Annotated in this window: 8 protein-coding genes and 1 pseudogene; all 9 read right to left on the bottom strand. The window is 39.7% G+C overall.

Annotated features, from left to right (window positions below; genetic code table 11):
- Nucleotides 1–89 precede the first annotated feature (89 nt).
- Nucleotides 90–533, bottom strand: a pseudogene (locus BLW31_RS13090) (lipopolysaccharide biosynthesis protein); the annotation flags it as partial.
- A gap of 44 nt (nucleotides 534–577) precedes the next feature.
- Nucleotides 578–2,395 carry an aminotransferase class I/II-fold pyridoxal phosphate-dependent enzyme gene (locus BLW31_RS13085; RefSeq protein WP_010538590.1) on the bottom strand — a complete coding sequence of 606 codons (1,818 nt, stop codon included), beginning with the start codon at nucleotides 2,393–2,395 and terminating at the stop codon, nucleotides 578–580.
- A gap of 284 nt (nucleotides 2,396–2,679) precedes the next feature.
- On the bottom strand, nucleotides 2,680–3,783 hold the full coding sequence (locus tag BLW31_RS13080) for an MraY family glycosyltransferase (RefSeq protein WP_010538591.1): 1,104 nt from the start codon (nucleotides 3,781–3,783) through the stop codon (nucleotides 2,680–2,682).
- Nucleotides 3,784–3,821: 38 nt separating this feature from the next.
- Complete coding sequence (locus BLW31_RS13075; RefSeq protein ID WP_010538592.1) at nucleotides 3,822–4,946, bottom strand: GumC domain-containing protein; 1,125 nt, start codon at nucleotides 4,944–4,946, stop codon at nucleotides 3,822–3,824.
- A gap of 16 nt (nucleotides 4,947–4,962) precedes the next feature.
- Complete coding sequence (locus tag BLW31_RS13070; protein WP_010538593.1) at nucleotides 4,963–7,374, bottom strand: SLBB domain-containing protein; 2,412 nt, start codon at nucleotides 7,372–7,374, stop codon at nucleotides 4,963–4,965.
- Between the two features lie 17 nt (nucleotides 7,375–7,391).
- The gene (locus BLW31_RS13065) at nucleotides 7,392–7,760 is read right to left on the bottom strand and encodes a UpxZ family transcription anti-terminator antagonist (RefSeq protein WP_010538594.1); all 369 of its coding nucleotides are present in this window, start codon (nucleotides 7,758–7,760) and stop codon (nucleotides 7,392–7,394) included.
- Between the two features lie 43 nt (nucleotides 7,761–7,803).
- Nucleotides 7,804–8,376 (bottom strand): UpxY family transcription antiterminator, encoded by a 573-nt coding sequence (locus tag BLW31_RS13060; protein ID WP_010538595.1) that lies wholly within the window; start codon nucleotides 8,374–8,376, stop codon nucleotides 7,804–7,806.
- 617 nt (nucleotides 8,377–8,993) lie between these two features.
- A complete protein-coding gene (locus BLW31_RS13055) occupies nucleotides 8,994–10,700 on the bottom strand; it encodes a serine protease (RefSeq protein ID WP_010538596.1) in 1,707 nt (568 codons plus the stop codon).
- A gap of 1 nt (nucleotide 10,701) precedes the next feature.
- Nucleotides 10,702–11,445: a 23S rRNA (guanosine(2251)-2'-O)-methyltransferase RlmB gene (gene rlmB / locus BLW31_RS13050; RefSeq protein WP_010538597.1), complete on the bottom strand. Its 744-nt coding sequence runs from the start codon at nucleotides 11,443–11,445 to the stop codon at nucleotides 10,702–10,704.
- Nucleotide 11,446 lies beyond the last annotated feature (1 nt).

Raw genomic sequence — 11,446 nt, 5'->3', positions numbered from 1 at the left:
ATTGCTTACCTTCATATCTTTTACGTTTTATAATTCACACGCAAAGGTATGAAGAACTATTATGGTCTAGGATACGGGGTTTACTGATTGCTTACAATGGAACCAAAAAGGCTAAAGGGAAAAGTTATTGCCAAATTTAATGTCATTAATAGCATCATAATTTGTATTTTTCGTATTTCATCATAATCCATTGATGAACTAAACAAAGTATCGACATTAAAATATAAGCCTAAACCTATTAATAAAGCAAAAACACCAATACCTATATAAAGAATCAGAAACATACCAAACATTTCATATTGTTCTTCTTGCCTGTTTTCTACCCGATATTTAGCAGTATAGCGAACAATAGCATTTCCAAACCCTAGATCTAGTACGGTAAGATATGCTATAACGGAAGCAACTAATGAATAAAGCCCATACTCACTTTGCCCTAGCATTCGAAGCAAATAAGGTGTATAAAGTAGAGCAATAATATTAGTTAAAAAGATTGAGATATAAGAAAGGACAGCACCTATTTTTAACTGGTTCATGAAGTTACTTCCTATTAATTTATTAAAAGATATAAAGAAGAATACTATAAATGTATCAAAGCACTAAGGAGCTTGTTATTTTCTTGTTCATTTCTTACTGCAATACGTATATAATTCTTATGCTCAAATCCAAATTTCATAGAACAATCTTTGATCAATATATTTGCAGACTCCAATAACGCACCAACCAATTCAGATGAAGAATATTTTTCCATAATCTCACATAAAAAATAATTTGCTTGGGAAGGAATTACACGCAAAAATGGAATCTTCTGAAGTTCCATATAAAAACGTTCCCGTTCTGCTATAAATTTCTGGCATGCCTCCAAATAATCTTTCTCATATTTACCAAAGATCTGCATATAATATTCCGCAAAAGAATTGATATTCCAAATAGCAACATCTTTACGAATTATCTGAACTAACGAGGCGTCACTTGTCGCAAGAACTCCCAAACGTAAACCTGGTACCCCATAAGACTTAGAAATACTTTTTATCACAACTAAATTTGAGAAGCTATCTAATATACTATTTAACAATAGTGTATTAGAAACTGACCCCATCGAAAAATCTACAAATGATTCGTCTACAATCAAACGAATATTTCTAATTTTGGCCCAAGTTGCTAGACTTAATACATCCTCGCAAGAAATAAAATTACCCGAAGGATTATCTGGATTTATTAATAATAACGAACTAATATCTTTATCTTCAAAATATTCTTCCAACTCTTTTACCGTATATCTAAAATCCCTATTATTGGGAATGTATAGAACCAATGTGTTTTTATCCTTACGATTAGGGTATTCTTCGAAAGTAGGATAAACAACTCCTAATTTTCCTGTAAGTTGCTCCATAAGAGTTTTTATCAGTTCAGCAGCACCGTTACCTATACAAACATAATCCTGATAAATATTAAAGTATTTACTCATTAACAAAGTATTTACTTTCATACCTGAAGGATACTCACTCAATAATGTATCAAAACTAGCACGAAGTTCATTTCGCATTCTCTCAGTCGGGAAATAAGGGTTTACTAAATAACAAAAATCCAATAAATGCGGAAAACGCCAATACCCCCCATAACGTTGTTGATAACGAAGCTGTTTTGTTTTACCATCTGTAGCAAATAGAGTTTCTGCAATATCTAAATCTTGTACATCATCTATTTCATACCATTTCATATTATCTATTGGCAATCCTTTCAATCCTGTTTTATCTAGCATGGAAAGAACCCGAAGAACTGATTCATAATATTCATTCGTCCCCATCGCCTTACTGTAAGCCTCTAAAAAAGGAATATATTTAGTCACCGAAAAATCACGACTAAATTTATATATATTAGCTGTTTTATAATAGCGTTCCACATCATTGTAGCTGAATGCCGACTTTGGGACAAAAGTAACAATATTATTCTCACCATCAAGAACAACCATTGTACCATCCATCCAACTTTCATATTTAGCTACTACAGCTAAATTTGGAAAAGGATTTGACAATACTTTTTCAAAAACGCCATCTTCAAAAATCAAATCTGATTCTACCAATAATGTATCATCATATGCTAATTCCTCTTTCGCAAGAAACAGGGAATAGATATTATTCGTTTTATTATAAATAGGATTTTCAACATATTCCAAAGGAATATGTTGATAAGAGTTACCTAAATATTCTTTCAGTTTTTTACCCTCATAGCCAATTACAATCACAATACGATGTAAGGGATTAGAAACTGAAACTAGTTGTCGAAGTAAACGATCAATTAAACGAACACCATTTACCGTAACCATACATTTTGTATTATCTTGGGTTAGTTCACCCAGTCTCCGCCCCATACCGGCTGCTAAAATTATAACTTGCATACTTATTTAAATTGAGGAATCATCTTATTTTTACACACTATTCTATCTCTTTATTATCCATCTTATACTATATCAAAGTATTACAAACAGTATGTTATAGGCCAAATATTTTCAAAATTGCAATACTAATCGAGTTATAAAGATGAAAAAATATGATAAAACATTATTGGACTAAAAATATCGGAGAGTTAATAAAATCTACCAGCCCATTTTTACACATTTTCTCGTATAGTTTACAAAGTAATTGATAGTCTAAAAAAAGCAATCGAACTTAATGCCCAAAGTTAGCTACTATATTTTTTCCGATCTCTTACCTTATCCCACCATAAATTTAATCCAATCCACACAATAATATCCATTACTAACATTATCGTATTATCAACATAAGGCATTAGCAATATATTCGCTCCACTAAAACCACATGAAATCATCAAGATAACTACCATAGCTCTACGTGGGGTGAATCCCATTGCAAGAAACTTATGATGAATATGATTTTTATCAGGTTCAAAAGGACTCGTCCTATTACGAACACGGACAATCACAACGCGAATAACATCAAAGGCAGGAACTATTAAAGTACTAAAAGCAATAACAAAGGCACCTTCAGCATAAGAAGTTACAGTTTCATTATTCTGACTATATTTTATGGCTAAAAAACTTAATATATATCCTAATGTTAAACTACCTGTATCACCCATAAATATCTTTCGATCACGTTCAGCACTACCAAAAACATTATAATAAAAAAAAGGAACAAGTACACCAACAGTACTAAAAGCAATCATGCTATATGACCACAAACCTTTATTAATAAAGAGAAGTCCAAAAACCAATAAAGATACACTACTTAACCCCGAAGCAAGCCCATCAATACCATCTATCAAATTAATAGCATTAGTAATAAAAACAACAATTAATATAGTTAAAGGTATACCAATCCATGCAGGTAAAAAATAGATGCCACACAATCCATAAAGATTATTTATCCAAAGTCCTGCAATTGAAAAAAAACATGCACAAATAATTTGAATCACAAATTTCTGCCGATAACGAACCCCCATGAGATCGTCAGCAATGCCTGTCAAATATAAAAGAACCATACCACACACCAATAGTAAATATTCTGGCAGCACATATATTGTTTGCACAGTTGAAATACTATACCCCGTCAAAGTACGAAATGCCAATACTATACAACAAGAGAACAATATCGTAGGAAAGAAAGAGACGCCCCCCAAGCGAGGTATAGCACGTTTATGTATTTTTCTCTCATCAGGAATATCGAATAGTTTCTTACGAAGAGAAATCATGAGAATGCGAGGAATAATAAGTCTCGCTATGAAAACAGAGATTACAAAAGCTAAGATTATAAATATATAATTCATATAAATAGTTACCCCATAAAATGAGACTAGTTTAGAAATTATTTTTTGATTTCATTTTTTAAAAGAAGCAATATATCCTTACCAAATAGGATCCAAATACCTGTACAAATCACTGCTATACACACAAACAATAAAACATATACTTTTTTACTCACGCCTGAAGGCTCCAATGGCACAACTGCCGGTTCAACCACTGCAAATATTGGCTTCTCTTCTTGTACTTTTGCTCTAGCAACCTGCAACTGATTAGCGACTTGACTATATACCTGATAAGCTAAGTTCATATCGTTTTGCAATCGTTCTTGTTCAGCACGTACACTTTGGAGAATTAAATCATCATGACTATCCATATAATCAGCATAATTTCCTTGGGCCACATAATATTCTTCTTTCCGTTCCTCAAATAATTTGCTCAAATAAGCACAATCCTCTTTAGCCTTGAATGTACGATAATTAATAATATATTCTTGTAATTTATGAATTATAGAATCTGCAACAATTGCAGTAACTTTGGGATCTTGCAAAGTTACAGAAATACTAGTTATTGCAGTTTTTTTATCTATTCCAGCAGTTATATGATTTTTCAGAAAATTAATTCTATCATTTTCTTCTTTACTCAGTTCAATAGCTCCTTGTGATATCTTATCTGTTATTTGTTCATCTTTAAAGAATGACTGAACTCCATTGATAATCAGACTCGGAAAACCAATTATATAACTCCACCAAGGCGAAGAGCAGTGATCTAAATAGGAACCTAAATCCATTCTATCCCCTTTTGGAGATACAATAACTTGCATGTTTAAAATCTCTAATAAGAAAGGCGTTGAAGAAACTATATCTGCTGAAAGAGATGCATTTAAAGCATCTACTGTTTCTCCCATAGTAACTCCATTTCCCAAAAAAGAAGCAGCAAGCCCAGCTAGACCACCACTTCCTTTCGAGTTCCCTATTTCAGGTGAAAGAGTTACCTGAACTGTATATTGACTAGGCATACTCAATGCTACAACGACACCAACAATCAATCCTATGCCAGCGGCTTTATATAGCACTCTACGATAAGTAATTATTTTACGTAAAATATCTATCAAATCAATTTCGATCTCTTTGTTTAAGCTCTTATCTAATTCAGAAAGAGCCTCCTTTTCTAATCGTTGTTCCATCATAGCAATAAAAAGGTTATCATTTTTTTATTAAATTGGCAATAGAAGCAATCATCATCCCCAAAGAACTGAAGGAAGTAGCATAACCCAGTATGTTCCCAATATTCGCCTTCTTCTTAGCCTTACTAGGCACAATAATCTCACAACCCGGTTCAATCTGTTTCTTACCACTACCCTTCACCTTCGTCACCTGACCATTCATGTAAACGATGAACTTCTTACTCTTCTTCGCATTATCTGAATAACCACCGGCCTGATTCAAATAGTAGTCCACATCTTTTCCCTGTATATAAGAAACCGTATTCGGAACCATGACAGCACCATTGATAGTTACGGTATTATTATTCTTAGGAACAGAGATCACATCACCTTCACGCAAAACAAGATCGGCATTACCTTTAGGGTTACTCAAGGCCTTCTCCAAATCAATCCCAACCGTAAAGGTATCTTCAACGCGGATACCCAAAGAATCAATCATGGCCTCACCCAACTGTCTCTGCATTAAGCGGACGACATCGCTCATACGTTTCTTCTCACTGGCATTAGCCACACGAGTCAGCTTTGCACCACGCAGGTAAGCGTAACTGGTCGGACCACCGGCTTTATTCACCAGATCAGAAAGACGTTCCTCACGGCTGGTCATGGCGTAATTTCCTCCGAAAAGGATTTCACCCTCAATGGCGACGTTCTGCTGTGCCTGATAACCCGGACTGCGACGGACATATACCTGATCATAAGGCTGAAGGATAAAACCGGGCTGGCCGTCTATTACGAAGCCATCCTTCAAAGAGAAGCTGTACATCTGGCCGATCGTATCATTATCCGCAGTACTGCGGGGATTCTTGATTCGTCTCGAGACATCAATCCGGACAGTAGAGGCAGCTTCGCGCAGACCACCGGCCTGAATGATCAGATCCTCAAGAGTCATGTTATCCGCATAGGGATATGAATCGGGATGCGCGACCTCACCATGAACTGTGACATTGCCACGGTCCTCCAGATCATGGATACTTGGAATGTAGAGGATGTCATTCTTCATCAAGGCAAGATTCGGGGAAGTACCGTCCATGATAGACCTGATATCTACGGGAACAACTTCACTCGTCAAATCTTCACGCTGCCGATAGAGGACGGCACGATTCAGGAAAGCGTCACCGGTCAGACCCTGAGCCTCATTGACTAATTCGCGGATGGTATTCAGTTTGCCGCTGAGCTGGTAGATGCCGGGACGGTACACCGCACCACGGATTTCCAGTTTATTTGTGAAGCGGTTAAGGATGGCTTCGGCGGTTACGACATCACCGTTACGCATTTTGTAGATACTGTAATCCATGTCCTTGACCGTGTTGACTTCGTATTCCTCACCATTCTGACGGACAACACGCAATGAACGCGTGTAGGCATCGGCATCGAAGCCACCGGCATAGGTGATAAGGGTAGACAGCGACTCCCCCTTTTTCATTTCGAAACGCATAGGACGTTTTACCTTGCCGCTGATCTTTACCAATACATCATAAGCGGGAACAATCACGACATCACCTTCCTGCAGGCGGATGTCGTCCTGCGTATTGCCTTTCATGATGAATTCGTAGACGTCAATGGTGGCGATGTTCTTTCCGTTTCGTACCAGCTGCACATTCCGGAGGCTACCGATATCACTCACGCCGCCTGCGCGATAAAGCGCATGGAAGACCGTAGAGAAGGAAGACAAGGCGTAGGTACCCGGCTGCACTACTTCTCCCATCACATTGATCTGGATGGTACGGATATTACCAAGTGTCAGACGGATGTCCGAAGTGGGGTCGGTAGTATTGTTTAAACCGTTATATATCTTATTCAATGCCGCTTTCAGATAGTCATTGGCGGCAGAGACCGTCATACCGCTGAGGTTGACAGGACCGATCTTCGAAATATTGATGGTACCTTCCGGAGAGATCTGCTGGCGGATGGTGTTCTGACTGGCACCCCAGATATCAATGATTACTTCATCACCGGGACCTAGACGGTAATTGGAGGGAGTAGCCAGATTGACACTGGGTTCAAATGTCAGGTTGCGGGTATTGAAGATGTTGCGTCCGAAGACCTGATCACCACGGGCAAGGTCCTGAGTGGTGGGATGGTCCTCCAGCATGTCGGAAGTATTTTCCTTTGTTTCTTCACGCAGGCGGGATTCATTGATGTCCGTACCCGTTGATTTCGAGGTATTTACATTGTTCTGCTGCTCGTACAGCTGCTTCACACGCATTGCCTGTTCCTTGGTTACACCCTTACGGGCCAGTTCGGAAGCGAGCTGCTTCTGTTCCTTACCTTGCCGGATACCGTCCTTTACATATTCCAGTACTTGTGAGTCACTCATGGACTGAGCCATAAGCGAGCCACTTCCCAGCATCAAACAAAAGAGTAGAATGCCAAAAAGTTTTTGCATTTTCATTGACAAATAAAAAAGTTTCAGTTGATTTCGCACAGCTCCTGCATCTCGTGACAAACGGCAGATAACTGTTGCTTAAGAAGAGAAGGGGGAAGAACATCGAGAAGAGACAGAGAACGGATCAAAACAGCCTGTTTTCTTTCTTCGTCTTCCGGATTGGCGTACATCGACACATTATATCCCATTAGGATTGCCAAACACAGGGTAGCATCCTGCTCCGGTGTCTTCCCCCGTTGGGAATATAGATCTATGATTTTTTCGTGAATTGCTTGATGTAATTCTGAAAGGTCATCAGCGTATATATACCCATTTTCATCGCTGATATGAAGTAGACGATCCGACAGCTTTTGCAGATCATCTATGTTTTCTTGCAGTAAAAAATTCACCATACCCCTTTTGTTCACTTAATGCTTGTTTCACTTATTTAAACCCTTATTTTTCCAGCGGTTCCACACACCCTACTGGTATATCTACAAAAGCACATCCCAGCATAGTAAGCCGGACTGCGACTTTCGATTTCCCATTTACAGTAACCAATTCTCCTTGAAGTCCGGATAGTGGTCCTTTGATAACCTTAATTTTTTCTCCTGGTGACAAGGGAGACGTACTCATATTAATCGTCTCGTCAGAATAGTCTAGCATGAACTTAAAGCGGTGCATCTGTTCATCGGGAATGACAGCAGGAGTACTCTCTCCACGCAACACCATATATCGGCTGATAGAACCCAATGTTAAAACTTCTTTCTGCTCATAAAGATCGACATGCACAAATATCATCATCGGAAGAAGAACACGCTCGACTACCTTTCGACGATCACTCCATTGATGCACTTCTTGCTGAACAGGAAGGAAATTTTCAATCCCCATTTTAGATAGCCGCTCACTCGTTTTCTTCTCATGAGAAACACGTACTAAAGCCACTAACCAACGTTTAGGGTGCGCTACGCTCCTGCCAGTCACATCTGCCGGCAGAACTTCTTGTATGCTTTTTTTGCTATAAATCATCTATTTACCCCACACTTATCCGTTACCTATTACGCAACGAATCAAATAACGGCACAAAGATGGGCATATTTATGAAAACAAACAAATAAATTTAATATAAGTTTCGATTTGCGCCTAAAATATAGATAACTCTAGTTTAATTTTGCAATTCCCAAACTTGCTACTTCTAATTTTCGCCTTTCAAAAAACTCTTTCTGCAACTCTACTATTTTCCACTTATAAACAAGAAAAACGAAGACAGGATTACTAAAAACATGAAAATACAACAAGAGTATGCACGACATAGATACTATATTTTAAATTTACTCACTGAACAAAGTCGATTTCAGGCTTTTTATAGGTCAAAAAGTAAAAAAGTAACCATTTGGAGAAAAAAAATGAAGAGCGGATGCAGTATTTCACAAATTACTGCATTTAACTTATAAACAAGACAAAAAAGAATCAAACCTATATATCATATTAAGACCTGAAACCTGAACTTGACAAGTGGGGAGAAATTAGAGAGAGAGAGTATTTTACAACGTCCCCAAAAACGAAGAACCCCTGCCGACTTCTGTAGTCGGCAGGGGTTTACTTTTTCAACATTAAGTATATATCTCCGGTCGGCAGATATACGCTTATTTACAATATTTCTTTATAAGCCCCTCCACATTCGGATCGCCCAGTTCTTTCGCTTTATTGAAGTTTCCACAAGCCTCATCTGTCTTCTTCAGCTGTATCTGACAAAGTCCCAACAAGCGGTATGCTTCTGCATACTTCGGCTCATCCTTCAATATATCGTTCAATATCTGCATAGATTCTTCATAACGCCCTACCCGCAGATTAATAACCGCATGCTCTGCCCGATAAGTCAGATCCTTAGGACTCAGTTCTATCGCTTTCACGATATCATCCAATGCACGCTGGTATTGGCGGGCTTTCAATGCAGCCTGCTCACGATAGTAATAGAAAAGGTCATTGACCTGACCATTCACAGCCTTATAATAAGCATCATAATCGAGCATTGCATTTCTTGCCTGATCGTTATTCATATACAGTTGTGCACGTTCCAACAGATAAGGAGCAAAGTCTGCTGTGACAGGCTGCGGACAATGAGCTACGCAACTGTCCATCAATGCGATTACTTCTTTTGCATCTGCCTTCAGCAACTCTTTTGTCTTGGCAGCACTAAAGAACGAAGCAGCCGAAGCCAGATTGCTGGCATTCACCTTCTCATAAGCAGCCAACGCACCGGCATAATCCTGCTGAGCAAAAAGTATATCACCTTCCAACTGCGTATAAACGGGCAGAGGATCGATAGCCGCCGCCTGACGGACATTCTTCAAAGCCGTATCGTACGTCCAGTCTTTATAAGTTTGCTCCGGTTTCGAGAGCTGGTAACCGTATATCAGTTTGGCGATATTATAATACACATCATCCTTCTTGGTTGAAATCTTCAGGGCCTGATTAAAATCAGCTACCGCCTTATCGAAATAAGACTGATCTTCCTTCCCTTTTGCCACATAATAGCCGGCACGGCGAATATATCCATCCGTACTGCCAGGGAACTGGCGGATGAAATCGTCCATCAATTTCTCATAGTCATCAGCCGACATCTGCGTGGAAGCCATAAACAGATACACCAATGCCTGATCTTCAGCTTCGGGCAATCCTTTACGGATACCAATGTTTTTCAAGGCTACATCTCCCAAAGACAAAGCATTAATCTTCTGCGACATCGCAAAAGCCGCTCCTGCCGCATAACAAGTCGTTATTGTATCGGCACCGGAAGACTTCTGGGAAATACCGAACACCTGTCCTTCCACATTCATCACCGGGCAACTCACCATCTTGTCCTTCATCTGCATACTCAAGGTGTAATAATGATATTCGCCGGCAATCTTCGATACTTCTTTCACTTTACCCGAAACGCAGGCGATACTCTTCTGCGTAGAATAAGGAAGCATCCACGCATCAGCCCCTACAGCCGGAGCCGTATTTGCTACGGTCAACGCCGGCACTTTCTTCTCAGTGATGGCCACACGGAACTTAATCACATCGTACATATCATCTGCTCCCAAAATCAGGCTGACCGGCATCTGCTTGCCTTCAGCCGTGATAATCACCGCACGTTCGGCCCCTTTGAAAAGACTGTAATCGGACAGAGCCAACCCGTCTTCGGATACGAAAAATCCGTTCCCGGTATTCAGTATCTTGTCATTCTTGTCATAAGTCACTACTGAGAATACAGCACGTTTCGCCTTCTCCACCCATTTCGGGGTTTGCGCCCAACCGCTCTGTACCAAAAGGAAAAGCGCCAGAGGTAAGATTAAAAGTTTCTTCATATCAGTCGTTGTTTCTTTGTTTCACAGCTTCATAAATCAAAATACCGGCAGCCACGGAAACATTCAGAGATTCGATGGTTCCCAGCATCGGTATTTTCACCCATTCGTCACAGAGAGCCAGATTTTCATAGGATACACCCGTATCTTCCGCCCCCATAATAATACACATCGGACCTGTATAATCGGCTTTCGTATAGTCATAATCTCCTTTCTCGGTAGCGGCAACGATACGAAAACCGCTATCCTTGAGATACTGCAAAGTAGCACGCAAATTTTGTTCGCGGCAAACAGGGAGTGTATGCAATGCACCTGCGGAAGTCTTCATGGCATCGGCATTCACCGACACGCTGCCACGTGCAGGAATAATCACCGCGTCTACCGCTGCACACTCGCAGGTACGGGCAATCGCGCCAAAGTTACGCACATCCGTTATGCCATCCAGCATCACAAAGAACGGATTCTTGCCTTGCTCGAAAAGGAAAGGAACAAGATCTTCCGTCTTCTGATAAGTCACAGAGGAAATGAAGGCAACCACACCCTGATGATTCTTCCGTGTGATGCGGTTGATACGCTCCACCGGCACACGCTGAACAGGAATCAGCAAGCCTTTCAATGCTGCGAAAAGTTCCTTTGAAAGATCACTTTGAATATCTTTCTTGACGAGGATCTTATCAATCTCTTTTCCTGCCTGAATGGCTTCTATGACGGCACGGACGCCGAAAATCATTTCACTTTTATCGGTCATT

The sequence above is a fragment of the Bacteroides faecis MAJ27 genome (assembly GCF_900106755.1).
In the GTDB taxonomy this organism is placed as follows: domain Bacteria; phylum Bacteroidota; class Bacteroidia; order Bacteroidales; family Bacteroidaceae; genus Bacteroides; species Bacteroides faecis.
This window is presented reverse-complemented; position numbering and strand designations above follow the sequence as displayed.

Excerpts from the sequence above, each read along its gene's own strand:
- BLW31_RS13085 (WP_010538590.1), bottom strand. The coding sequence starts at position 2,395 with ATGCAAGTTATAATTTTAGCAGCCGGTATGGGGCGGAGACTGGGTGAA.
- BLW31_RS13080 (WP_010538591.1), bottom strand. The coding sequence starts at position 3,783 with ATGAATTATATATTTATAATCTTAGCTTTTGTAATCTCTGTTTTCATA.
- BLW31_RS13075 (WP_010538592.1), bottom strand. The coding sequence starts at position 4,946 with ATGATGGAACAACGATTAGAAAAGGAGGCTCTTTCTGAATTAGATAAG.
- BLW31_RS13070 (WP_010538593.1), bottom strand. The coding sequence starts at position 7,374 with ATGAAAATGCAAAAACTTTTTGGCATTCTACTCTTTTGTTTGATGCTG.
- BLW31_RS13065 (WP_010538594.1), bottom strand. The coding sequence starts at position 7,760 with ATGGTGAATTTTTTACTGCAAGAAAACATAGATGATCTGCAAAAGCTG.
- BLW31_RS13060 (WP_010538595.1), bottom strand. The coding sequence starts at position 8,376 with ATGATTTATAGCAAAAAAAGCATACAAGAAGTTCTGCCGGCAGATGTG.
- BLW31_RS13055 (WP_010538596.1), bottom strand. The coding sequence starts at position 10,700 with ATGAAGAAACTTTTAATCTTACCTCTGGCGCTTTTCCTTTTGGTACAG.
- rlmB (WP_010538597.1), bottom strand. The coding sequence starts at position 11,445 with ATGACCGATAAAAGTGAAATGATTTTCGGCGTCCGTGCCGTCATAGAA.